18 protein-coding genes and 2 pseudogenes are annotated in these 23311 nt (G+C 57.8%); 13 read left to right on the top strand and 7 right to left on the bottom strand.

Features of this window, described 5'->3' with window-relative positions:
* Positions 1 to 75 precede the first annotated feature (75 nt).
* Positions 76 to 774: a hypothetical protein gene (locus tag AC1MEA_RS21570; RefSeq protein ID WP_449633390.1), complete on the top strand. Its 699-nt coding sequence runs from the start codon at positions 76 to 78 to the stop codon at positions 772 to 774.
* 93 nt (positions 775 to 867) lie between these two features.
* Here the strand turns inward: AC1MEA_RS21570 and AC1MEA_RS21565 are convergent, their stop codons facing one another.
* Positions 868 to 1413 carry a cysteine hydrolase family protein gene (locus tag AC1MEA_RS21565; protein ID WP_480417330.1) on the bottom strand — a complete coding sequence of 182 codons (546 nt, stop codon included), beginning with the start codon at positions 1411 to 1413 and terminating at the stop codon, positions 868 to 870.
* Between the two features lie 106 nt (positions 1414 to 1519).
* Between AC1MEA_RS21565 and AC1MEA_RS21560 the strand changes: the two genes are divergently transcribed.
* The 9 genes from AC1MEA_RS21560 (at position 1520) to pcaQ (ending at position 11255) form a co-directional block, all read left to right on the top strand.
* On the top strand, positions 1520 to 2512 hold the full coding sequence (locus AC1MEA_RS21560; RefSeq protein ID WP_480417329.1) for a GlxA family transcriptional regulator: 993 nt from the start codon (positions 1520 to 1522) through the stop codon (positions 2510 to 2512).
* A gap of 154 nt (positions 2513 to 2666) precedes the next feature.
* Entirely contained in the window at positions 2667 to 4478 is a 1812-nt protein-coding gene (locus AC1MEA_RS21555; RefSeq protein WP_480417328.1) for an ABC transporter ATP-binding protein, read from the top strand.
* A gap of 145 nt (positions 4479 to 4623) precedes the next feature.
* Positions 4624 to 5154, top strand: coding sequence for a DUF3833 domain-containing protein (locus AC1MEA_RS21550; RefSeq protein WP_219061821.1), 531 nt, complete (start codon positions 4624 to 4626; stop codon positions 5152 to 5154).
* A 193-nt stretch (positions 5155 to 5347) separates the two neighbouring features.
* Positions 5348 to 6712 carry a benzoate 1,2-dioxygenase large subunit gene (benA, locus tag AC1MEA_RS21545; protein ID WP_480417327.1) on the top strand — a complete coding sequence of 455 codons (1365 nt, stop codon included), beginning with the start codon at positions 5348 to 5350 and terminating at the stop codon, positions 6710 to 6712.
* Positions 6709 to 7197 carry a benzoate 1,2-dioxygenase small subunit gene (gene benB / locus AC1MEA_RS21540; protein ID WP_449633385.1) on the top strand — a complete coding sequence of 163 codons (489 nt, stop codon included), beginning with the start codon at positions 6709 to 6711 and terminating at the stop codon, positions 7195 to 7197. The genes benA and benB overlap by 4 nt, the downstream gene beginning before the upstream one ends.
* 65 nt (positions 7198 to 7262) lie before the next feature.
* Positions 7263 to 8276, top strand: coding sequence for a benzoate 1,2-dioxygenase electron transfer component BenC (benC, locus tag AC1MEA_RS21535; protein ID WP_322179264.1), 1014 nt, complete (start codon positions 7263 to 7265; stop codon positions 8274 to 8276).
* A 34-nt stretch (positions 8277 to 8310) separates the two neighbouring features.
* Complete coding sequence (locus AC1MEA_RS21530) at positions 8311 to 9072, top strand: 1,6-dihydroxycyclohexa-2,4-diene-1-carboxylate dehydrogenase (RefSeq protein ID WP_219061817.1); 762 nt, start codon at positions 8311 to 8313, stop codon at positions 9070 to 9072.
* A gap of 69 nt (positions 9073 to 9141) precedes the next feature.
* A complete protein-coding gene (catA, locus tag AC1MEA_RS21525; RefSeq protein WP_219061816.1) occupies positions 9142 to 10077 on the top strand; it encodes a catechol 1,2-dioxygenase in 936 nt (311 codons plus the stop codon).
* Positions 10078 to 10325: 248 nt separating this feature from the next.
* Positions 10326 to 11255, top strand: coding sequence for a pca operon transcription factor PcaQ (pcaQ, locus tag AC1MEA_RS21520; RefSeq protein ID WP_480417326.1), 930 nt, complete (start codon positions 10326 to 10328; stop codon positions 11253 to 11255).
* A 127-nt stretch (positions 11256 to 11382) separates the two neighbouring features.
* On the opposite strand, the pseudogene AC1MEA_RS21515 reads toward pcaQ, so the two are convergent.
* A pseudogene (locus tag AC1MEA_RS21515) lies at positions 11383 to 12636 on the bottom strand (OprD family porin).
* Between the two features lie 350 nt (positions 12637 to 12986).
* Here AC1MEA_RS21515 and AC1MEA_RS21510 point away from each other — a divergent pair.
* Positions 12987 to 13871, top strand: a complete 885-nt coding sequence (locus tag AC1MEA_RS21510; protein WP_480417325.1) for a DMT family transporter — start codon at positions 12987 to 12989, stop codon at positions 13869 to 13871.
* Between the two features lie 25 nt (positions 13872 to 13896).
* On the opposite strand, the gene AC1MEA_RS21505 is transcribed toward AC1MEA_RS21510, so the two are convergent.
* The 3 genes and pseudogenes from AC1MEA_RS21505 to AC1MEA_RS21495 form a co-directional block, all read right to left on the bottom strand.
* Positions 13897 to 14601: a methyl-accepting chemotaxis protein gene (locus AC1MEA_RS21505; protein WP_480918193.1), complete on the bottom strand. Its 705-nt coding sequence runs from the start codon at positions 14599 to 14601 to the stop codon at positions 13897 to 13899.
* 201 nt (positions 14602 to 14802) lie between these two features.
* A pseudogene (locus AC1MEA_RS21500) lies at positions 14803 to 15519 on the bottom strand (MCP four helix bundle domain-containing protein); the annotation flags it as partial.
* A 132-nt stretch (positions 15520 to 15651) separates the two neighbouring features.
* Positions 15652 to 16980, bottom strand: coding sequence for an MFS transporter (locus tag AC1MEA_RS21495; protein WP_480417324.1), 1329 nt, complete (start codon positions 16978 to 16980; stop codon positions 15652 to 15654).
* 666 nt (positions 16981 to 17646) lie between these two features.
* Here AC1MEA_RS21495 and quiC point away from each other — a divergent pair.
* Entirely contained in the window at positions 17647 to 19554 is a 1908-nt protein-coding gene (quiC, locus tag AC1MEA_RS21490; RefSeq protein ID WP_480417323.1) for a 3-dehydroshikimate dehydratase QuiC, read from the top strand.
* A gap of 147 nt (positions 19555 to 19701) precedes the next feature.
* Positions 19702 to 20586, top strand: a complete 885-nt coding sequence (locus AC1MEA_RS21485) for a Dyp-type peroxidase (protein WP_480417322.1) — start codon at positions 19702 to 19704, stop codon at positions 20584 to 20586.
* Positions 20587 to 20640: 54 nt separating this feature from the next.
* Here AC1MEA_RS21485 and AC1MEA_RS21480 read toward each other — a convergent pair whose 3' ends face one another.
* The gene (locus tag AC1MEA_RS21480) at positions 20641 to 21474 is read right to left on the bottom strand and encodes an aldo/keto reductase (RefSeq protein ID WP_480417321.1); all 834 of its coding nucleotides are present in this window, start codon (positions 21472 to 21474) and stop codon (positions 20641 to 20643) included.
* 17 nt (positions 21475 to 21491) lie between these two features.
* Positions 21492 to 23198, bottom strand: a complete 1707-nt coding sequence (locus AC1MEA_RS21475) for an FAD-dependent oxidoreductase (RefSeq protein WP_480417320.1) — start codon at positions 23196 to 23198, stop codon at positions 21492 to 21494.
* Positions 23199 to 23311: the final 113 nt, after the last annotated feature.

The raw sequence follows: 23311 nt of genomic DNA, 5'->3' as shown, positions 1-23311 counted from the left end.
TTACTGAACACTAAAACAGCGGCATCCAGGAGGGATTTACTATCTGGCACGTGCCTTGCTGCATGTAATCCCAAGATGCATTCCAAAAAAATGCGCCACTTAACGGGAGTCGTTGAAATGAGCATTATCACGGGTCTGGGCAGGTACGACCTTTCGGTCCCAATACCACGCGCGGTATCGACCACGTCCGACGCAGACAGCTTTCTGAGCCTTTTAGATTCGACGGTTCAAACGGAAAAGGTCGGCAGCAGCGCCTCGTCCAGTTCCAGTGCCTCCAGCCAGCAGCAAGATGAAGATCGCCAAGAAGCCTTCGCGAAAATGATGGTCAGTCTGCAAAACGCCAACTCGCTGGTGGCAACCCCCACGGCATCTGACAGCAGTAGCTCCGGTGTCGGACAGGTGGGTGCCAGCTCGCTGAACGCTTCAGTCGACGCAACAGCAGGGTCGTCAGCTAAAAGTGCGTTGGATGAATTCAAGGATTACATGGCTCTGACGCCGGCCCAGAAGATGCGCTACAGCACCTTGAAAGGCATGGGACTCACCGAGGCTGATCTTAAAGCCATGTCGCCTGCAGACCAGGCCAAGGTTGAGGCCAAAATAGCGGAAGTGCTCAAGAAGCAGACTGAAATGCAGGCCAGCGCAAGCACCGGCGCAGACTCCAACTCGGGTTCAAGCGCCAGCGCTGGAAATCAGGGACAGTCTCTGGTGAACGCCGCCCTATTGAATATGACCCAATCCCTCGGTCAGGAAAAATCCAGGCTCGGTTTATCTTGAATCGGGTTTAAGGCTACAAAGCTTTGCACCTGATCCTTCAGGGGCAAAGCCTGATCTTCTGTCCCTCACTCATCGGTGAGCTACTTAGCGGTTTTAGGCCAGAAACTGCTCGGTCGACACCACTCTTGCGTAACCAAAGCCCAGTGCGGACATGAATGCTGCATGCACATGGGCCGCAGGGACCGTCAGGCCGTTGAACTCCAGATCGCAGGAAGCGCAGGCGTCATGGATTACCGTGGCTTTATAGCCAAGGTCGGCGGCGGCGCGGGTGATTGCGTCGATACACAGGTGGCTCATGCTGCCGACAATGACCAGGTCCTCGATGGCGTGGCGTTCAAGCACTGTCGCAAGATTGGTTTCGAGAAACGAATTAACGTGGTGCTTGAGTATCACCTGCTCATCGGGCAGATTTTGCACCTTGGGATGCAGGTGCGCGCCTTCAGAACCAGGGGCGAAGAACGGTGCATCGTCACGGGTGAATTCGTGGCGGATATACACCACCAAATCGCCCGCCGAACGGGCGGCGGCAATAATCCTCGCTGCATTGTCGGCGGCGGCGTCAACGCCACTCAGTGGCCACCTCCCTCCAGGAAAGTAGTCATTTTGAATATCGACTACGATAAGCGCTTGCTTGGACATGGCATGTTCCTCAATGGTGTGGCCTGTGTTCCGTGGGTTGAATTATTGGCTCTGCAGTGCTGGCTGAGGATTGGCCAGAACGACAATATCGAGGGGTAAACTGACAATGACGGGGCAAATCAATGTGGCCGAGATCGGTTTGCTGGTTTATCCAGGCGCGCAGATGGCCGCGGTGCATGGTTTGACCGACCTGTTCTCCGTGGCCAATCGCATCGTCCGTGAGCAGCCAGCGGCCAATGTGCCTCTGCTGCGAATTTCTCATTGGAGCGCCACAGTGCCCGGCGTTCCTATCGAGCGGATCTTCGACAGCCAGCCGGAACTCACCAGCCGACCCGTTGCAGTGCTGATCCCACCGTCTCTGGACACACTGCCTTCGGCTGATTGGTTGCAGACGCTGGCGGCCTGGATCACCCGGCAGCACAGCGCCGGGGCGGTTATTGGTTCGGTGTGCCTGGGTGTATTTGTACTGGCCGAAACAGGTCTGCTTACAGGCCGTACAGTCACCACCCACTGGACTCAAGGCAAAATTCTGGGCGAACGGTTTCCTCTGCTCACGGTGGATGTCGACAAACCGATGATCGACGATGGCGACCTTATTACCACGGCGGGCCTGATGGCGTGGGCCGAACTGGGGTTGAGAGTGGTAGAGCGGCTGTTGGGGCCAAGCATTGCCACAGCCACGGCGCGCTTTCTAATGGTCGAGCACAGCGACAGCGCGAAGTGCGGTGGCAATTTCGCACCCATTCTCGGTCACGGTGATGCCGCAATACTCAAGGTCCAGCACTGGTTACAAGCCAGCGGCGCAGTGGAGGTTTCACTGAGCACGATGGCCGCCGAGGCAGGTCTGGAGGCGCGAACATTCTTACGACGTTTTCGTGCGGCGACGGGGCTCAAGCCCACGCAGTACTGTCAGCACCTGCGGGTTGGCAAAGCTCGCGAAATGCTCGAATTCACCAACCGCACCGTCGACCATATCGCCTGGACCGTGGGATATCAGGATCCAGGTGCCTTTCGCTCGACCTTCAAGAAAATTACCGGGCTTTCGCCGAGAGATTATCGGGGACGCTTTGGTGTTGGCACGGCTGTCGATAATGGTTGATTAGCAATGGCAGCTCCCGCATGGGCCTGTACGCTGTTTAGCAAAGCCCAGTGATTTACGCGCCATGAAAGTGGCGTGCAGAGCGTGACTTGTCAGGAACGGTCTGCTTTCATGCCTGACACCTCCCGTCCTTCCTCCTGGAACCCAGCTCCGCATGCCTGTTGTCAGCCGGTTCACCTCTTTTTTCGACCAGGCCCGACGCGCCCTGGAGTTGGTATGGAGCACGTCGAGAGGCTTGTTCCTGGGCCTTGTAGTGGCAACGCTGGTGGCCGGGGTTCTTCCTGCTCTGGCCGCATGGCTGGGGCAGCGAATTGTCGACGCCGTGGTCGCTGCCATGCAGTTGCATGCGGACCTCGGCAGCACTCCTTTGTGGCCTGTATTGCGTTACGTGTTACTTGAAGCCGGAGTGCTCGCATTACTGGCTGGCGCTCAACGGGCACTTTCGGTTCAGCAGTCGCTGTTGAGAGTACAGCTGGGGCAGAAGGTCAACACGCTGATCCTGGAAAAGGCACAGACGCTGTCGCTTATCCAGTTCGAGAATTCGGAGTTTTACGACAAGCTCGTTCGCGTACGCCGCGAGGCCTCCACGCGACCCTTGGCATTGGTAACCAAGTCCCTTGGGCTGATTCAGAACCTGATCTCGCTCATCAGTTTTGCGGTGTTGCTGGTGCATTTCTCGCCTTGGGCGCTGGTGATTCTGGTGCTCGGCGCATTGCCGGTGTTCTTCGCCGAAGCGCATTTCTCCGGCGACGCATTTCGCCTGTTCACCCGCCGTGCCCCCGAGAGCCGACAACAAGGCTACATTGAAGCGCTGCTGTCTCAGGAAGCGCATATAAAAGAGGTCAAGTTGTTCGGCTTTGCGCCTCTTCTGCTGCAACGTTACAGGGACACGTTTGACCGGCTCTACGCCGAAGACCGGCGGCTGACCCTACGGCGCGATGGCTGGGGTTTCCTCCTCGGGCTGCTCGGTACCAGTGCGTTTTACCTGGCTTACGCCTGGGTGGTGGTCGATACGGTCAATGGCCGCATCAGCCTTGGGCAAATGACGATGTATCTGGTGTTGTTCAAACAGGGGCAGACGGCGGTCAGCAGCAGCCTCAGTGCCATCAGTGGTCTTTATGAAGATGGCCTGTACCTGACCAATCTGTACGAGTATCTGGCACAGCCGGTTGTTGTCGAAACCGGAACCCTCACTCAAGGCGTCCTCCCTGGGGATGGCTTACGTTGCGAGGGCGTCAGCTTTCGTTATCCAGATTCCAGTCGTGTCACGCTTGAGAATATCGATCTCCACCTTGCACCGGGACGTAGCGTGGCGCTGGTGGGTGAAAACGGCTCGGGCAAGACCACGTTGATCAAACTGCTGACCCGTCTGTACCGGCCAGATGAGGGGCGTATTCTGCTCGACGGCAGTGATCTTCAGGACTGGAATGAGGATGCATTGCGCAGGCGTATCGGTGTCATTTTTCAGGATTACATCCGCTACCAGTTTCCTGTGGGCGATAACCTTGGGGTGGGTGATATCGACGCGTTCAGCGATGAAACCCGATGGCGCGAAGCGGCAGCCCAGGGCATGGCGGCGGAGTTCATCGAGCGTCTCGATCATGGTTATGCTACTCAGCTAGGTCGGTGGTTCGCGGGAGGGCAGGAGTTGTCGGGGGGGCAATGGCAAAAAATTGCGTTGTCCCGAGCCTACATGCGTCGCAACGCCGATATTCTCATCCTCGACGAGCCTACTTCAGCCCTGGACGCGGCTGCAGAAGCTGCCGTGTTTGAACACTTCCGTGAGTACGCCAAGGGCCGTATGACGCTGCTGATTTCTCACCGATTTTCCAGCGTGCGCAATGCTGACCACATCATTGTATTGGATCAGGGCAGGGTGCTTGAGCGTGGCGACCATGTCAGTTTGATCGCCGCTGGCGGGCGCTATGCACAGTTGTTTGACCTGCAAGCGCGCGGTTATCGGTAACGCGGGCTTTTGTTCAAATGCGCGTTAATTCTTGTACAAAATCATATTAACGTATAGGTTTTGTACAGGATTTGACTGCCCATGTGTCGACACCGGCCACTGTCAGGTCCTTATGACCTTGATGCTGTGTCTGTGGAGATCGACCATGTTGAACAAACTCGTACTGCTGCTGTTCTGTATCTGCCTGGGAAGCTGCAGCGATATCGATGTGAACCGCTATAGCCAGGAAACCCCAAAACTCGAACTGCGCGAATTTTTCTCGGGGCGGGTAGACGCGTGGGGGATGTTCCAGAAACGTTCGGGGGAGGTGATAAAACGGTTTCACGCCGTTATCAACAGCCACTCCGAGGGCGACCGGTTCATCATGCATGAAGACTTCACCTACAGCGACGGCACCAAGCAGACCCGGGTGTGGACACTGCACCCGGACGGTCCTGGACGGTGGCGCGGTACCGCAGGCGATGTTGTCGGCGAGGCAATCGGAGAGGTGGCAGGCAATGCACTGCATTGGCGGTACGTGTTGAGCCTGCCGGTGGACGACAAGGTCTATCAGGTCAACTTCGATGACTGGATGTACTTGCTTGACGACGACACCATGGCCAATCGTTCCTCAATGACCAAGTTCGGCTTTGAACTGGGTCAGGTGACGTTATTTTTCCGTAAGCAAGCCAGCTGATGCCGGGCTTGAGTCGCGTGCCTTTCAGCTGAAAACAATCGCTCACGCGCGTGACTTCCATCAGGACCGCGCCCTTTGCAATCGTTAAGCCGTTTGACAGGAAACGGATAGCGATCTGCATGAATCGGATATCTCCAGTTTTTTCCCGGTCATAGACTCACTCCGTCAAACAAAAACAACGGAGGCTCTGGCCATGTCCATAAGCGTCGAGTATCTCAATTCCTTGCTTGAAGAAAACCGAGAAAAGGGTGTTTACCGCTGCAAGCGGGAAATGTTCACCGATACTCGCTTGTTCGATCTCGAGATGAAGCACATTTTCGAGGGCAACTGGTTGTACCTCGCTCATGAGAGCCAGATTCCGAACAAGAACGACTACATCACCCTGGAAATGGGTCGCCAGCCTGTTTTCATCGCCCGCAACAAAGACGGCGTGCTCAATGCCTTTCTCAATGCATGTAGCCATCGCGGGGCCATGCTCTGCCGACACAAGCGTGGCAACAAGGCGTCCTACACCTGTCCGTTCCACGGCTGGACCTTCAATAACTCCGGCAAGTTGCTCAAAGTCAAAGATCCGACCGAGGCCGGCTACCCGTCGAGCTTCAACTGCGAAGGCTCTCACGACCTGACCAAAGTGGCGCGTTTCGAATCCTATCGCGGATTCCTGTTCGGCAGCCTGAACCCTGATGTGGTCCCTCTGGTGGAGCATCTGGGTGAGTCGGCGAAGATCATCGACATGATCGTCGATCAGTCTCCGGACGGCCTGGAAGTGCTGCGCGGCTCCTCCAGCTATATCTATGAAGGCAACTGGAAGCTCACCGCAGAGAACGGCGCCGATGGTTATCACGTCAGCTCCGTGCACTGGAACTACGCGGCCACTCAGAATCAGCGCAAGGAGCGCCAGGCTGGCGACAGCAATCCGACCATGAGCGCCGGTGGCTGGGCCAAGCGTGGCGGTGGTTTCTATTCCTTCAACAAGGGCCACATGCTGCTGTGGACCCGCTGGGCTAATCCCGAGGATCGGCCGCTGTACGAGCGCCGTGATGAGCTGGCCCAGGACTTCGGTCAGGCCCGCGCCGACTGGATGATCGGTAACTCGCGCAACCTGTGCCTGTACCCCAACGTGTACCTGATGGACCAGTTCAGCTCGCAGATCCGCATCGCCCGACCCATCTCGGTGGATCGCACTGAAATCACCATTTATTGCATCGCACCCAAAGGCGAAAGCGACGAAGCCCGCGCGCGCCGGATTCGTCAGTACGAGGACTTCTTCAACGTCAGTGGCATGGCCACCCCGGATGACCTGGAAGAGTTTCGCTCCTGCCAGATGGGCTATCAGGGCAGTACCACGGCCTGGAACGACATGTCCCGTGGTGCCGAACACTGGGTCGAAGGCGCCGATGAAGCGGCCAAAGAAATTGATCTGCACCCACTGCTTAGCGGCGTGCGCACCGAGGACGAGGGGCTGTTCGTGCTGCAACACAAGTACTGGCAGGAAACCATGCTCAAGGCATTGGCAGACGAGCAGTCGCAATTGATCTGCGTGGAGGGCGGGCAATGAGCCTTTCTTACGACGCGGTACGCGACTTTCTCTACCGCGAGGCGCGCTATCTGGACGACAAGGATTGGGACAACTGGCTGGAACTGTACGCCGCGAATGCGACGTTCTGGATGCCATCCTGGGACGATGACGACGAACTGACCGTAGACCCGCAAAAGGAAATCTCGCTGATCTGGTACGGCAGCCGCGAAGGGTTGGAGGACCGTGTTTTCCGGATCAAGACCGAGCGCTCCAGCGCCAGCATCCCGGATACCCGCACCTCTCACAACCTGAGCAATCTCGAGATCCTCGAACAGGGCGATGGTCTGTGCAAGGTGCGCTTCAACTGGCACACCCTGAGCTTTCGCTACAAGACCGTGGACAGCTATTTCGGTACTAGCTTCTACACCCTTGATGTGCGCGGCGACCAGCCTCTGATCAAGGCCAAAAAGGTCGTCCTGAAAAACGACTACGTCCGTCAGGTCATCGACATCTATCACCTGTGAACGAGCGGTCTGTCGCCATTGGGCTTGCACCCGACGCTTCAGACCCTGGTTCGGCGAGGAACACCATGAGCCACAAAATTGCACTCAATTTCGAAGACGGCGTTACCCGTTTCATTGACGCCAACCCCAGTGAAACCGTCGCCGACGCTGCGTACCGGCAGGGGATCAATATTCCTCTGGACTGCCGCGACGGTGCTTGCGGTACCTGCAAGTGCTTCGCTGAATCCGGCGAGTACGACCTCGGCCAGGAATACATCGAAGATGCGCTCAGCGAAGAGGAAGCGGATCAGGGGTATGTGCTGACCTGCCAGATGCGCGCTCAAAGCGACTGTGTGGTACGTGTGCCGGCATCTTCCGATGTTTGCAAAACACAGCAGGCGACTTACCAGGCGGCAATCAGCGAAGTACGTCAGCTCTCCGACAGTACGATTTCGCTGTCCATTCAGGGCGAAGCACTGAACCACCTGACTTTTCTGCCGGGCCAGTACGTCAACCTGCAAGTGCCGGGCAGTGAGCAGACCCGCGCCTATTCATTCAGCTCGCTGCAGAAAGACGGTCGCGTCAGCTTTTTGATCCGAAACGTGCCAGGCGGCTTGATGAGCAGCTTCCTCACGGAGCTGGCCAAGGTCGGTGACAGCATGAACCTGGCCGGTCCTTTGGGCAGTTTCTATCTGCGCACCATCAAACGCCCACTGCTGTTGCTGGCAGGCGGCACCGGGCTGGCGCCGTTCACAGCGATGCTGGATACGATCGCGCAGAAGGGCAGTGAGCATCCGTTGCACCTGATCTACGGCGTGACCAACGATTTCGATCTGGTGGAAATGGATCGCCTGAACGACTTCGCGGCGCGGATTCCGAACTTCACCTTCAGCGCCTGCGTGGCCAACCCTGCCAGCAGTCATCCGCACAAAGGCTACGTGACCCAACATATCGCGCCCACGCACCTCAACGGCGGCGACGTCGATATCTACCTGTGTGGTCCGCCACCGATGGTAGAAGCGGTCAGCCAATACATTCGCGAACAGGGTATCGAGCCTGCGAACTTCTACTACGAGAAGTTCGCCGCCAGCGCCGCTTAACTGCCACTGACTGACGTGTATTTTCGAGGTTGCCATGAGCATGAGATTTAAAAATAAAGTCGCCCTGGTCACCGGGGCAGCGCAGGGCATCGGACGCCGCGTCGCCGAGCGTTTGCTCGAGGAAGGCGCGCAGGTGGTGGCGGTTGATCGTTCCGAACTGGTCAGGGAACTGCAAGGCGAGGCGCTGCTGGCGCTGACCGCCGACCTCGAGCAGTACGCCGACTGTCAGCGTGTGATGGCTGCTGCCGTGGAGCGTTTTGGCCGGCTGGACGTGCTGGTCAATAACGTCGGCGGCACTATCTGGGCCAAGCCATTCGAACATTACAAAGAAAGCGAGATTGAGGCCGAAGTACGCCGCTCGCTGTTTCCCACTCTGTGGTGCTGCCACGCCGCGTTGCCGTACATGGTGGAGCAGGGCAGCGGCGCTATCGTCAACGTTTCATCGATTGCCACTCGCGGGATCAATCGCGCGCCCTACGGTGCGGCCAAGGGGGGGGTCAATGCACTCACCGCCTGCCTGGCGTTCGAGAACGCCGAGCGCGGCATTCGGGTCAATGCCACGGCACCTGGCGGTACCGAAGCACCTCCGCGGCGTATTCCGCGCAACGCCGCCGAGCAGAGCGAGCAGGAGAAGGTCTGGTACCAGCAAATCGTCGATCAGACCGTCGATAGCAGCCTGATGAAGCGCTACGGCAGCCTCGAAGAACAGGTCGGTGCAATCCTGTTCCTGGCCTCCGATGAAGCCTCCTACATCACCGGCATGACCCTGCCCGTAGGCGGTGGCGACCTCGGCTGAACCCCTGTCTCACAGCGCTAATGCACCACCAACAAGTAACCCGATAACAACACTAAGAGGTACATCTCCATGACCGTGAAAATTTCCCAGACCCCTGAGGTCCAGGCATTCTTTAAGGACGTCAGCGGGCTCGGCAACGACCAGGGCAGCCCTCGCTTGAAGCAACTGATGTTCCGCGTCCTCAATGAGGTGGCGAAGATTGTCGAGGATATGGAGGTGGGTGAAGACGAGTTCTGGACCCTGGTGGATTACCTCAACCGCCTGGGCGGTCGCAACGAAGCCGGGCTGCTGGTGGCCGGCTTGGGCATTGAGCACTTCCTGGACCTGCTGCAAGACGCGAAAGACGCGCAGGATGGCCACGTTGGCGGTACGCCGCGTACCATTGAAGGCCCGCTCTATGTCGCCGGCGCACCGCTGTATGACAGCGAGACGCGTATGGACGACGGTAGCGAGGACGACGTCGCCACGCCGATGTTCCTTCAGGGCGTGGTGCGCGACGCCAATGGTCAGCCAGTCGCCGGTGCCGTTGTCGACCTCTGGCACGCCAACACTCAGGGTAACTACTCCTACTTCGATCAGAGCCAGAGCGAATACAACCTGCGTCGGCGTATCGTCACCGATGCCGAAGGCCGCTACCGCGCGCGCAGCATTGTGCCCTCAGGCTATGGTTGCAACCCTCAGGGCCCGACCCAGGAATGCCTCGACCAGCTCGGCCGTCACGGTCAGCGTCCGGCGCATATTCATTTCTTCATCTCGGCACCGGGCCATCGTCACCTGACCACGCAGATCAACCTGTCGGGCGATAAGTACCTGTGGGACGACTTCGCTTACGCCACCCGTGATGGTCTGGTGGGTGAAATCCGTTTCGTCGAGGACCGCGCTGCGGCGAACGACCGGGGTGTGACGGGGTCATTCGCCGAGCTGGACTTCGACTTCCAGCTGCAAAAGGCGGCCAGCACCGATGCTGAACAACGCAGCCACCGCCCGCGCGCATTGCAGGACTGACCGGCACCCGGTTTCTCTGTTTGTCTCCTGTACTTTTAGTGGATAAAGCAGGGATATGAAGGCACTATTCGACCCATTAAACGGGTCGAATAGCTCGGTGTATCGCTGGACGATGCTGTTCTGAGGGTACCTGCTGCTACTCGCCTCCTGTTACTCGACAGGTGCCGGGCATCGGTATCTGACACGCCCTCCGCTCAGTCTGTCATCAGCGTTAGACGGGTGCCCTCATCCGAAAGGCAAGGACTGCAGTGAACATCGATACCCGCATCAAATTCCGCCATCTGGTGTGTTTCCTTGAAGTGGCACGCCAAGGCAGCCTGGCACGCGCCTCGGACAAACTGGCGCTCAGCCAACCGGCACTTTCCAAGACCCTCAAAGAGCTCGAAACCCTGCTGGCCACCACCCTGTTCGTGCGCAGCAAAAGCGGCGCGGCGTTGACTGAAGCCGGGGTGGCTTTTCTGCGTTATGCAGGGCCGAGCGTCCAGGCGCTGCGCGAAGGGGTGAATAGCCTGCGTTCCGGCGAGCACGAGCCCATCACTGCGCGGCTCGGCGTACTGTCCACCGTGGAAAGCCTGTTGGTACCGGAAGTCGTCTGCCGTCTGCACGCCAGACATCCTGCGTTGGTCGTGAGTGTGGTGACCGGACCCAGTGCGTACCTGCTGTCCCAACTGCGCGTGGGTGAGCTGGATTTAGTGGTCGGCCGCATGACCGATAGCCCGCAGATTCTTGGGCTGACATTCGAACATCTATACAGCGAGTCCATGACCCTGGTGGTGCGTAACGGCCATCCGTTGCTGGCCGATCCGCTGGCGTCTAAAAACCTTGAAGACTATCCACTGGTGCTGCCACTGGCGGGGACGACGATTCGTAAGTTCGCCGACAGCCTGTTTGTGCAGCACGGCATCCGCCCGCCGAGCCAGCGACTGGAAACCCTGTCATTGACCTTGAGCCGGCGTTACGTGCAATGCAGCCAGGCGATCTGGGTTGCGCCATTCGACGCTGTACGGCAAGACCTGAGTCGAGGTGAGTTGGTGGAGCTGGAGTTGGGAATTCGCGAACCCGGTGGTTCAGTGGGCCTGTGCAGCAACCCGGCACTGCCCATGCCCCTGGCGGCTCAATGGTGTGTGGAGGTTCTGCGCGAGGTTGGCCAGGATTATCGAGAGGGGCGTTATCCATAACCATTTGGATATGGATAGGGTTTTTCTTTTCAATGTTGGCATCAGGTCATATCGGTGGAAACCGGGCAACAGACTCCTGCCCGCTTGAAAGCAGGGCGCGCAGTTGGCGCCCTGCTTTTTCGCCTTGTTACAGCAACGACAGTGGATAGCTGATGATCAGCCGGTTCTCATCGAACGCGTTGGTGCTGTAGTCGCGACGCATGGTTGAGTTACGCAATCTCACCGACAGGTTCTTGAACGTACCTTGTTGAAGAACGTAAGCCAGCTCGCTTTCCCGTGCCCACTCCTCGCCGTTGGTGACAGTGCCGGTGTGTACGTTGTCGCCGCTGATGTAGCGGTTCATCATCGTCAGGCCCGGGACGCCAAGGGCGGCGAAGTTGTAGTCGTGACGCAGCTGCCAGGAGTTTTCCTTGGCATTATCGAAGCTGGAGTTGTAGCTATCGTTGGCCAGGGTGCCGCCGCTGGTGCCGTTGACCCGCATCCATCCGGTGTCGCCAGTGACCTTTTGCAGGCCGACGTAAAACGTGTTTGCGCCGTATTTGGCGGAAAACAGGCCTGACCAGGTTTTGTTGTCCAGGTCGCCTGCCAAATGCTTGCCATTATCCTTGCCGGTGAAAAAACCAAGGTTGGCGCCCAGAACCCAGTCACCAATTGGCTGGCTGTGGGTCAGGTTGAAGTATTCCTGCTGGTAAATGTCTTCCAACTGCGCATGCCACGCGCCAACTTGGGTGTGCTTGTCGTTGAAGGTGTATTCCGCGCCGCCAAAGTTGAATCGGTCGGATGTCACGGTCGGGCGACCGAACAGCGACATGTCTTCCATGCTGGCATCGTTGCGCGGGCTATTGTCGCGGAACTGGCCGCCATAAAGCGTCAGGCCATCGATTTCGTTAGACGTGATCTGCCCGCCCTGAAAGGTTTGCGGCAGCGAGCGTCCGTCATCGGACCGAAGGATGGGCAGTACCGGCATCCATTCGCCGACTTTCAACTCGGTCTTGGAAAAGCGCGCCTTGGCGGCGACCGCTGTCCGGCCGAAGTTATCTGCCGGGTAGCCATCTCTATGGATAGGGAGCAACTGCGTGCCCCCAGTACCCTTGCTGCCATCGAGCTTGACCGAATACAGGCCGAGCACATCAACACCGAAGCCGACCGTGCCTTGGGTGAAGCCGGAGCGTGCGTCGAGAATGAAGTTTTGGGTCCATTCCTGGGCAATGCTCTGCGCGTTGGCAGGGTCGACGAAATTGCGGTTGATGAAGAAATTCCGGATGTTCAAATTCACTTTGGCATCGTCGACGAATCAGGCTGCCTGGGCGGTGAGTGGAGCAATGATACAGGCAGCAATAGCGGTGGAAAGCGCGGTAACTGCATGACGATTGAAGGGCATAGCGGGGTACCTTTTTATAGTTATTAGTGCATCGAATCTGGAGCTGATAGTGCGAGTTGGGCAGGGCCCGCGCAATTGACAAAACACGGATTTGGGCGATTATCGAACATTAATTAACTAGGTGGAACATTTTGTTAGTGCTACAGCTTCACACTGCTACGCAGAGAAGAAGACGGGTCTCTTGATAAAAAATAGAACTACGTTCTAAATAACTAGAAGGCCACGGCTGAATGCAGTTTTGATGTCACTATTCGTCTTGGAAACCATTACCCTCGCTGTCGTAGAGCGGACAGGCCCAAGCATGGGCATGCCGTTGACTGAAGTTTTGCTGGATGTTCATAGGAAGCCCAATGAGTCCCGTCAGTACACCGTTGTCCGGTATCAATCAGCCACTCAAGGGGATTTCGCTCATTGTGCTGGCAACGCTTCTGTTCGCCACGCACGACACCCTGTCCAAATACCTGTCTGGCATCTATCCGGTCATCATGGTGGTCTGGGTTCGTTATGTGCTGCACACCCTGCTAATGGCCGGCATTTTCATGCCGTCAGCAGGGTTGCGTGTGCTGCGTACCAAGCGTCCGGGGTTGCAGGCATTGCGCGCGACCTGCCTGCTGGGCACCAGTCTGTTATTCACCAGCGGTTTGATGTTCATTCCTCTGGCGGAAGCGACGGCGGTCAACTTTCTCGCGCCGTTGCTGGTCACGGCGTTGTCGGTGCCACTGTTAGGTGAGCATGTCACGCGTGGGCAATGGATCGCGGTCCTGGTGGGGTTTCTCGGGGTGATGATCATCGTGCACCCAGGCGGCGAGCTGTTCACCCCGGCGGTACTGCTGCCCTTGGGCTCGGCCATATGCTTTGCCTGCTATCAGTTGCTGACGCGCCTGGTCAGCGCCCATGACAGTCCTACTACCAGTAACTTTTTCGCGGGTTTGTTTAACACCCTGCTGATGAGCGCGCTGGTGCCGTTCTTTTGGCAAACCCCGCAGTTTAAGCACTTGCCATTGATGCTGGCACTGGGTGCCTGCGGGATGCTCGCGCATTTGCTGTTGACCCAAGCATTCCGTTACGCAGCGCCGGCGATGCTGGCGCCGTTCGGTTATTGCCAGATTGTCTTCGCTGGATTGTTGGGTTTTCTGGTGTTCTCGCATGCGCCGTCGCTCACGGCGCAATTTGGCATCGCTGTGATCTGCCTCAGCGGTCTGGCCGCTGCATGGCAGCAGCGCCGTAAAGGTTGATCGGGAGTGGCGTAATGGCGGGTTTTTACAACTGAAAGCGCGCGACCATTCCCTTTAAATCGTGGGACAAACCAGATAGCGACTGGCTGGCAGAATCAATCTGTGCTGCGCCCTCGGATGTCTGGATAGACAGGTCACGGATGTTCACCAGGTTACGATCGATTTCCCGCGCCACCTGCGCCTGCTGTTCAGAGGCGCTGGCTATTACCCTGTTACGCTCATGAATCAGTGAGATGGCGTCGGCAATTTCGTCCAGTGCGTTGCCGGCAGTCTGTGCGGTATCCAGCGTTTCTAGAGCCTGCGCATTATTAGCCTGCATGGTGTCAACGACCTGCGAAGTGCCAGCCCGTATCGCGACCACCATCTTTTCGATTTCCTGCGTAGAACTTTGCGTACGCCCGGCCAGCGCCCGCACCTCATCGGCGACCACTGCAAAACCACGACCGGCTTCACCTGCTCGTGCCGCCTCGATCGCCGCATTCAGCGCCAGCAGGTTGGTCTGTTCTGCAACACCGCGAATGACGTCAAGAATTTTGCCGATATCCTGAGAGTGAGCGGCCAGCTCTTCGACTTGATGAGTGGCGTCTTCGACACGGTTTCCCATGCGTCGAATCGCCTGAATAGTCAGGTCGATTCGCTGACGGCCCAGCTGTGCGGTAGTGGTCGAGGCGTCGGACGCGTCGGCGGTCGATACTGCGTTACGTGCTACTTCCTCAACAGCTGCGGTCATTTCATTGACCGCTGTCGCTGCTTGCTGAATCTCCGCATTCTGATTGTTGAGGTCGTTGGAGGTCTGGTTCGTCACTGCCGTCATTTCTTCCGCAGCAGCAGCCAATTGATGGGAAGAATCGCCAATCAGCCGCAACGTGTCGATCAAGCTGTTCTGCATGGCGGCCAAAGAACGTTGCAGATCGGATACTTCGTCTGCCCCCGTGATCTCGATATGGCTGGTCAGGTTACCCGTGGCAATACTTTCGGCAAAACGGGTGGATTGACGGAGCGGAGCGGTGATGCTGCGAACCAGGGCCCATGCCAGTATCAAAGTGACAATAAACACCAGTATCAACACGCCTACAGTGGTCTGCATGGCGTTGCCATAGAGCACCTTGGTCGCACGGGTGTAGAGCGCGGCCTGCTCGGTATTGATCTTGACCAGCGCGTTGAACAGGTCACCTGTCTGCGTGGACAAATCCTGAATCCCGCCGTTGAGCAGTTGTAGCATCGCCGCAGAATCGTTCTGCTGAGAGCGCGCCAGGTACTGAGTCAGTTTATCGTTGTAGCTACTGACCACGCTGTCCATCTTGCTGAATGTGTCAGCGGCTTCCGGTGGCACGATAGGGCGATACTCGGCCATTGCCTTGTTCAACTCGCCACGAAGAAAATTCATGCGCTCTACTGAAGGGGTGAGTACCGCCGGGTCGCGGTTAAGCATCATCCGCAGGGTAATGACGCGGATGCTCAGGGAATTGTCCCTGATTCTGGCAATGGCGCGGGTACCCGCGTGCGATACCTCTTCAGTATGAATGATGGCTTCGCGCATCCTGGAGGTCTGTGCCATGGAAAAGATGCCTAGCCCTAGCACCAGCAGCAGAATAACGGCGAAACTCAGAAATGCTCGGGTTGAAAAGCGCAGATTGCGGATATTCATAGGGATAACCTGCAGAGGTAGGGCTTGGTGTGTTCGAGGCGAGCTAAAGAGTGTTCTAGCGGGAGTTTTTGCGAGTCATGCGCAAAAAAAAGAGGCCTGAATGAAGGCCTCTTTTGTGACACTCAAGGGTGATCAGTCCTTGATAGCTTCGACACTGCGCGGAGCCATGAAGTACATCCAGGTCAGGGCGATGAAGTACATCGCAGGGATCATCATGAACAGCACGTTGTAGTTGTTGTTCGTAGCGGTCAGCACCGCACCGACGATCTGGGTCATGAACATGCCACCAATCGCTGCGCACATGCCACCGAAGCCGAACACGGTACTGATCAGGTGCTTGGGCGTGTAATCCATCACCAGGCTCCAGATATTCGCAGTCCAGGCCTGGTGCGCGCCGACGGCCAAGGCGATGGCCAATACCGCAATCCACAATCCGCTGGCGTTGGCAGCGAAAATCACGCTGACAATGGTGACCGCGAATATCAACATCGACAGCAGTCGCGACGTAGTGGCACGCATTCCGCGACCAATCAGCCAGGAAGACAGGATGCCGCCGCCGATGCTGCCGAAGTCGGCCGTCAACCAGATCAGCATGAGTGGAATACCCATTTGGGTAACGCTGATGCCCAGGTTGTACTGCTGATTGAGAAACGGCGGCAGCCAGTACAGATAGAACCAGAACACGGGTGCAGTGATCGCATAGGCCAAGGCAAACGCCCAGGTGCCGCGCATACGCAGGATGCGGGAGAACGGTACTTTGACCGGCGCTGGCTCGACTTCCTTATTGATGTAATCCAGCTCGCTTTGACGCACGGTTGGATGATCTTCAGGGTTGTAGTACTTCAAGCTCCATACCACGACCCAGATCAGGCCCAGCAGACCCATGCAGATGAACGCAGCTTGCCAGCCCCATACGGACAGGATCAACGGAAGGAGGGCAGGGGTCATCATCGCGCCAACGTTGGTCCCGGCATTGAATATTCCGGTTGCTACGGCGCGCTCACCGGCAGGGAACCAAAGTCGCGTGGTCTTCACGCATGACGGGTAGTTGGCGGCTTCGGTGAGGCCGAGAATGAAACGGCACACCATAAAGCCGACGGCAGAGGTTGCCAGGCCATGAGCGCCCGTGGCGAAACTCCACAGCAACACGGCCAGGAAAAATGCACGCTTGACGCCGACCCGATCAATGAAGCGGCCTTGTAATACAAAGCCGATGGCATAACCGACCTGGAACCAGAAGTTGATGTTGGCGTAATCCATCGCCGTCCAGCTCATCTCTTTGGCGAGGAACGGCTGCATGATGCCGAGGGCGGCGCGGTCGATGTAGTTCAGTGTGGTGGCAAAAAACACCAGAGCGAGCATGCCCCAGCGAGTTTTACCGACCGCCATGGCACCGCGGATTTTTCCGCCGATACCCGTGTGCGCCACAGAGGCGTGGGAAGTTACTTCGGTATGAAACATGGGTAAGCCATCCGTTCCAAGACTGCGCCGTGAGCGTCAGTCGAACTGAAGATGCAACTCGAATCGAGCGTGAACCTTGTGCGGTGGGTCCGTGACGAAATCGAAGACTCGATTCTTTGACGCGGGGTCAAGAATGTCGAGGCGACTTATCAGCGGAGCAGTACAAGGCGCGAGCTTTCGAGCGCTGGGTTTAATCAGGCAACAGCGAATCCAGGCCCCGAAAGGTCAGGAGGCGGTCGTCTACCCAGAACTTCATTGGTAATAGCGACGGTAGACAGGGAGCATCCGCAAGAGGGATGTGGTGCGCAAGTGAGAGAGGTCGCAAGTGTGTGCATGAGCGTTGACCCTATTTTTGAAATTGTTATGAGCTTGCTGGTGACGCAACCGCAGACGACTAAAACCCAAAGCCACTGGTTAATGGTGTTTCTGGTTCGTCCTACAATGTGCCGCTAGTGTTGAGCAACGAGCGAAACAGCGTCAATTGGCAAAAGTGGCTTTTGTTCGATAATCGAACACAAAACTAACCAGTTAGTACATGAGCGATTATGTGGTAATTTCACAGGCGAATAATTCATCGCAGCACCCACCATGGTCCCGAACAGGCTGATCAATCCGGTGCTTTTACAGTGCGGCCCGCAGAGGTCGCGGTCATCCAGGAGCTGAAGCATGCAGCGTTCGATTGCCACCGTTTCCTTGAGCGGTACCCTGCCAGAAAAACTCGAAGCTATTTCCGCCGCCGGTTTTGACGGTGTGGAAATCTTTGAAAATGATCTCCTTTACTACGACGGCAGTCCGCGCAATGTACGGCAGATGTGTGCCGATCTGGGCATCGCCATCACCTTGTTTCAGCCGTTTCGCGACTTTGAAGGCTGCCGTCGTGATCGCTTGCAGCGCAACGTCGACCGCGCCGAGCGAAAGTTCGACTTGATGCAGGAATTGGGCACTGACCTTGTCCTGGTGTGCAGTAACACCGCTACGGATTCCGTGGGCGACGAAAATATCCTTCTTGATGACCTGAGCCTGCTTGCCGAACGCGCTGGTGCCCGAAACCTGCGGATTGGCTACGAAGCGCTGGCGTGGGGTCGTCATGTAAACACCTGGCAGCAGGTGTGGAATCTGGTGCGCCAGGTCGATCACCCGGCGCTTGGGGTGCTGCTCGACAGCTTTCACACCTTGTCACTCAAGGGCGATCCCAGCGCCATTGCGCAGATTCCCAGCGACAAGATTTTCTTCGTGCAAATGGCGGATGCACCGCTGTTGGCCATGGATGTTCTGGAATGGAGCCGGCATTTCCGCTGCTTCCCCGGTCAGGGTGAGTTTGATCTGGCAGGCTTCCTCGCGCCAATCCTGCGCAGCGGTTACACCGGCCCGTTGTCGCTGGAAATTTTCAACGATGGCTTTCGCGCAGCGCCGCCACGCGCCAACGCGGCGGACGGTCTGCGCTCGCTGCTGTACCTGGAAGAAAAGACTCGCAAGCTGCTGGAGAAAGACGCCGAGCCCATCAACACCGATATTCTGTTCAACCCGCCGTCTGCGAGCAGCTACAACGGCGTCGAGTTTCTTGAGTTTGCGGTAGACGAAGCTCAGGGTGCGCGGCTGTCCACTTGGCTGGAGAACCTGGGCTTCGCCCGTCTCGGCCAGCACCGCTCCAAAGCGGTGAGCCTGCTGCGTCAGGGTGATATCAAAATCGTGCTCAACGCCGAACCCTATTCTTTCGCCCATAGCTTTTTCGAGGCGCACGGCCCGTCGTTGTGCGCCATGGCGTTACGGGTCGATGACGGCAGTGCCGCGCTGGAACGCGCGCAGATGTACAAGGGGCAGCCGTATCGTGGCCTGGTTGGCCCCAACGAACGCGAAATTCCTTCCGTGCGTGCGCCGGATGGCAGCTTGATCTACTTAGTGGAACCGGCCGATCCGGGCAAGTCGATCTACGACAGCGATTTCAAGGTGGACCCACAAGCGGTCGCCGGTGGGGGCTTGCAGCGTATCGACCACATGGCAATGGCGCTGCCTGCGGACAGCCTCGACAGTTGGGTGCTGTTCTATAAAAGCTTGCTGGATTTCGAGGCTGACGACGAAGTGGTACTGCCCGATCCCTACGGTCTGGTCAAAAGCCGTGCGTTGCGTAGCCGATGCAGCACGGTGCGTTTGCCGCTCAACATCTCGGAAAACCGCAACACAGCGATCTCCCACGCGCTGTCGAGTTACCGTGGCTCAGGGGTGCATCACATCGCATTCTCTTGTGACGATATTTTTGCTGAAGTCCGCCGAGCCAAGGACGCGGGTGTGCCGCTCCTGGATATTCCGCTCAATTACTATGACGACTTGGCCGCGCGCTTCGATTTCGAAGACGAATTCCTCAGCGAGTTGGCCTATTTCAATGTGCTTTATGACCGCGATGCTCAGGGCGGTGAGTTTTTCCACGTCTACACCGAGTCGTTCGACGACCGCTTTTTCTTCGAGATTCTGCAACGCAAGAATGGTTACGTCGGCTACGGCGCGGCCAACGTAGCGGTGCGGCTGGCGGCGATGGCCAAGTCCCGCAGTGGCGCTGCGCGTCAGGCCAGGCTTTGAAAGATGAGTCGAATGACCGGCAAGGTCAGGGTGGCAGGGTAGGTGTTCAGATCAATCAAGTGGTCCTGATTGAGTTTGAGGTGCAAACGTTCCAGAACGCGGTTGAAGGTGCCATTATCACCCGAGTAATTTTCTGGAGAGGTTTACATGAGTAGCTACCAGCCTGGCATTCTTGCCAAGCCTGTGCCGTTGCAGGCACGCCATTTGTTTTTTGCCCTTGAATCCGTAGACGCCCTGCCAGCTGCGCTCAAAGAACTGACGCAACTGGCAGACGGCAAAAAAACGGTCGTCGGCTTTGGTGAGTCGCTTGTGCATGCGATGGAGAGTCAGGTTGAGGGCTTGCGCGTGTTCCCGGCGTTGAGTGGCGTCGGCGTGGACAACCCTTCTACCCAGCACGCACTTTGGTGCTGGCTGCACGGTGAAGACCGGGGTGAACTGCTGCATCGCAGTCGCGCAATAGAAGCCGCATTGGCACCGGCCCTGCGCCTGGTGCAGACGACCGAAGCGTTCCGCTACAAAACCGGTCATGACCTGACCGGCTATGAAGATGGCACCGAAAACCCGGTAGACGAGGCGGCCACAGGCGCGGCTTTCGTAAACAATGATATCCCGGGGCTGCAAGGGGGTAGCTTCGCCGCCATCCAGCAGTGGCAGCACGACCTGGATGGTTTCGCCGCCATGCCGCAGGTGGAGCAAGACCACATCATGGGTCGCCGGAAAAGTGATAACGAAGAGCTGGAAGAAGCTCCGAAGTCAGCACATGTAAAGCGTACCGCCCAAGAAAGTTTCACCCCGGAAGCCTTCGTCGTGCGTCGTTCCATGCCTTGGTCAGACGGCCAACAGGCCGGTTTGGTATTCCTTGCCTTTGGTCACTCCCTTGACGCTTTCGAAGCCCAATTGCGACGCATGAGCGGACTCGATGACGGAATTGTCGACGCTCTCTATCGCTTTAGTCGTCCCCTTACCGGTGGCTACTACTGGTGTCCGCCGCTGAAGGATGATTGTCTTGATCTGAGTGCGCTCAGGGTCTGATAGACGCAGGTCAAGAGTGCGACGTTGCCGCTGCAACGTCACACGAAATAGACCCTATGCCTCGGCCGGGTCCCATTGCGGGGCAAAGTCCGGGTTGACTACGCGCTGATTCTTGGGCAATGCGGCAATCAGTGCGCGGTCGGCATCATCGAGCTGTATGTCGCAGGCCTCGAGATTGGCCCGTTGGTTGGCCTCACTGCTTGCCTTGGGGATCGCAGCGACGTGGTCCTGCGCCAGCAGCCATTGCAACGCGACCTGGCTCGGCAGCACGCCGTGTTTGGCGGCGATCTGGCGGATCGCGGGTTGTTCGGCAGCCTTGCCACGACCTAACGGGGTGTAGGCGATAAGGGCAATATCGTGCTGACGGGCATAGTCGAGCAAGTGCTGTTGACCGAGCAGCACGTGGTATTCAACCTGAATGGCCGAGATCGGCGCACCGATCTCTTCGACCGCTCGACGCAGCAACGGCAGCGGAAAGTTGGCGACGCCAATGTTTAACGCTTTACCTTCATCGCGCAGGGCGACCAGTGTTTCGATGCTGCGCGCGAGATCCCAGTCCTTGCCCGGCCAATGGATCATGAACAGGTCCACATAATCGGTCTGCAACACTTTGAGGCTGGCCTCCAGAGAGGCGCGCATAGCCTTCGGTTGCAACTGGTCCCACCAGACTTTAGTGGTCAGATGAATCTGATCGCGTGGCGTACTGGAATCGGTCAACGCCTGGCCGACCGCGGCTTCGTTGTTATAGGCCGCGGCGGTGTCGATATGACGGTAGCCCAGCGCCAGCGCTTGCAGGACGGCACGGGTGCATTCGTCACCCAGCATGGGCCAAGTCCCGAGACCGAGTTTTGGCAGTTTCAAACCGAGAGGGGTGTTGATGGTCTGCATGCACGTCTCCTTCATGGTTATTCGTAGGTGCTGGCGCCCGCGATATGCCGTGCGGCGATGTAGCCGAACGTCATTGCCGGGCCGATGTTAATGCCGCCGGACGGGTAACAGCCGCCCATTATGCTGGCCATGTCCGTGCCAGCAGCGTAGAGGCCTGTGATGGGCTGACCGTGGGCGTCAAGCACCTGGGCGTTACCGTCAGTCTTCAATCCGGCAAAGGTGCCGAAACAGCCAGGTTGAACTTTGACGGCGTAGAACGGGCCTTGTTCAATAGGCGCTACACAGGGGTTACTGCCCGGATAAAGCGGGTCGCCCTGTTTGCGATTGTAGGGCGTTGAGCCGCGGCCGAAAGCGGGATCTTGCCCTTGAGCGGCATGCTGGTTGTACACGGCGACGGTGTTGACCAGGGCCTGCGGATCAATGCCGCAGGCCACGGCCAGGTGCTTGATGCTGTCGGCGCGCTTGAGATAGCCGGAGCGCACCAATGGTCCGACAGGGACTGGCGTCGGACGCGAAAAGCCCAGGCCGTAACGGCGTTGGAAGCGATGATCGCAAATCAGCCAGGAAGCAACCTCCTGGTCGGCCGGTGCTTGCTCGACCATGGCGGCCACGTAATCGTAATAACCGCTGGCCTCATTGACGAAGCGCTTGCCGTTGGACAGCACGCCGATAATGCCGGGCTTGGCGCGATCGATGATGTGCGGGAAATGCCCGAAGCTGCCGTCACGGTAGGGCACTTTGGACACTGGAGCCCACGCCACCGGGGACTTGAGATCGCTGGCCACCTGACCGCCAGCCGACTCGCCGAGGCGCAGACCATCACCGGAACAGGATTGCGGCGGCAGCGCAAGGTGCTCATGTCCCGTCGGGGTGCGCGGGAACAGCGCTTTGCGCCGTGCAACGTCATTGGGGAAACCACCGGCAGCCAGGATGACGGCCTTGGCGCGAAGGGTTACTTCGCCGTTGGCGGTACTCAGCACTGCACCACGTACCTTGCCGTCTTCGATAATCAGCCGCTGTGCAGGTGCAGACTCGAGCAGGCGCACACCAAGATTTTCTGCCGATTTGGCCAGCCGCGCGACCAATGCCACGCCGTTGACCAGATGCATGGCGCGGCCATAGCGCAGCAGGTGATACAGGTGGCAGCTAAAGCGCTTGACCACATGCAGCGCCGAACGCGGCGAGCGGGTCATATTGAGGAAGGCGCCGAGGTCGCTGCCGGCCATGATCGGCATGCCCATGAACGAGGTTTCGCGCATCGTCTTGCGCAGACGCTGCAAGAGCGGACCCACTTCGCGGCCGTCATACGGTGCGGCAATCACCTGATGCCCTTGTGTCGCAGCGCCTGGCACATCGCCGTGGATATCAGGGATAGCGTTGCCATCGACGAACTGCAGTGCGGTGTGCCGTTCGAAGAACGACACCATGTGCGGGCAGGCTTCAAGAAACGCATCGATTCGCTCGGGCTCATAACGCTCGCCCAATTCGTTGCGCAGGTAAGTCCGGGGTTGCTCGATGTCTTCGACAATCCCGGCGCGCCGGGCCAACGGATTGCGCGGCACCCACATCCAGCCGCCGGACCATGCCGTGGCGCCACCGAACACCGTTTCCTTTTCCGCCACGACAACCTGTAAACCATGCCAGGCGGCCGTGACGGCGGCAGACAGACCTGCCGCGCCGGAGCCAATAATCAGCACATCGCATTCCTGGGTGACAGCGGACATCTTGGACTCCTGAGGCGTTTTATAATCGGCATGAAAAGAATAAACGCCGGTATTTATTTATATTGGAACCTGGTTCTAGTTTATGAGTATAACGTTCAGGAACCAAGCCGATG

The sequence above is a fragment of the Pseudomonas sp. ASL8 genome (assembly GCF_056680355.1).
This window is presented reverse-complemented; position numbering and strand designations above follow the sequence as displayed.

Excerpts from the sequence above, each read along its gene's own strand:
- AC1MEA_RS21570 (WP_449633390.1), top strand. The coding sequence starts at position 76 with ATGCATTCCAAAAAAATGCGCCACTTAACGGGAGTCGTTGAAATGAGC.
- AC1MEA_RS21565 (WP_480417330.1), bottom strand. The coding sequence starts at position 1,413 with ATGTCCAAGCAAGCGCTTATCGTAGTCGATATTCAAAATGACTACTTT.
- AC1MEA_RS21560 (WP_480417329.1), top strand. The coding sequence starts at position 1,520 with ATGACGGGGCAAATCAATGTGGCCGAGATCGGTTTGCTGGTTTATCCA.
- AC1MEA_RS21555 (WP_480417328.1), top strand. The coding sequence starts at position 2,667 with ATGCCTGTTGTCAGCCGGTTCACCTCTTTTTTCGACCAGGCCCGACGC.
- AC1MEA_RS21550 (WP_219061821.1), top strand. The coding sequence starts at position 4,624 with ATGTTGAACAAACTCGTACTGCTGCTGTTCTGTATCTGCCTGGGAAGC.
- benA (WP_480417327.1), top strand. The coding sequence starts at position 5,348 with ATGTCCATAAGCGTCGAGTATCTCAATTCCTTGCTTGAAGAAAACCGA.
- benB (WP_449633385.1), top strand. The coding sequence starts at position 6,709 with ATGAGCCTTTCTTACGACGCGGTACGCGACTTTCTCTACCGCGAGGCG.
- benC (WP_322179264.1), top strand. The coding sequence starts at position 7,263 with ATGAGCCACAAAATTGCACTCAATTTCGAAGACGGCGTTACCCGTTTC.
- AC1MEA_RS21530 (WP_219061817.1), top strand. The coding sequence starts at position 8,311 with ATGAGCATGAGATTTAAAAATAAAGTCGCCCTGGTCACCGGGGCAGCG.
- catA (WP_219061816.1), top strand. The coding sequence starts at position 9,142 with ATGACCGTGAAAATTTCCCAGACCCCTGAGGTCCAGGCATTCTTTAAG.
- AC1MEA_RS21510 (WP_480417325.1), top strand. The coding sequence starts at position 12,987 with ATGAGTCCCGTCAGTACACCGTTGTCCGGTATCAATCAGCCACTCAAG.
- AC1MEA_RS21505 (WP_480918193.1), bottom strand. The coding sequence starts at position 14,601 with ATGACCGCAGCTGTTGAGGAAGTAGCACGTAACGCAGTATCGACCGCC.
- AC1MEA_RS21495 (WP_480417324.1), bottom strand. The coding sequence starts at position 16,980 with ATGTTTCATACCGAAGTAACTTCCCACGCCTCTGTGGCGCACACGGGT.
- quiC (WP_480417323.1), top strand. The coding sequence starts at position 17,647 with ATGCAGCGTTCGATTGCCACCGTTTCCTTGAGCGGTACCCTGCCAGAA.
- AC1MEA_RS21485 (WP_480417322.1), top strand. The coding sequence starts at position 19,702 with ATGAGTAGCTACCAGCCTGGCATTCTTGCCAAGCCTGTGCCGTTGCAG.
- AC1MEA_RS21480 (WP_480417321.1), bottom strand. The coding sequence starts at position 21,474 with ATGCAGACCATCAACACCCCTCTCGGTTTGAAACTGCCAAAACTCGGT.
- AC1MEA_RS21475 (WP_480417320.1), bottom strand. The coding sequence starts at position 23,198 with ATGTCCGCTGTCACCCAGGAATGCGATGTGCTGATTATTGGCTCCGGC.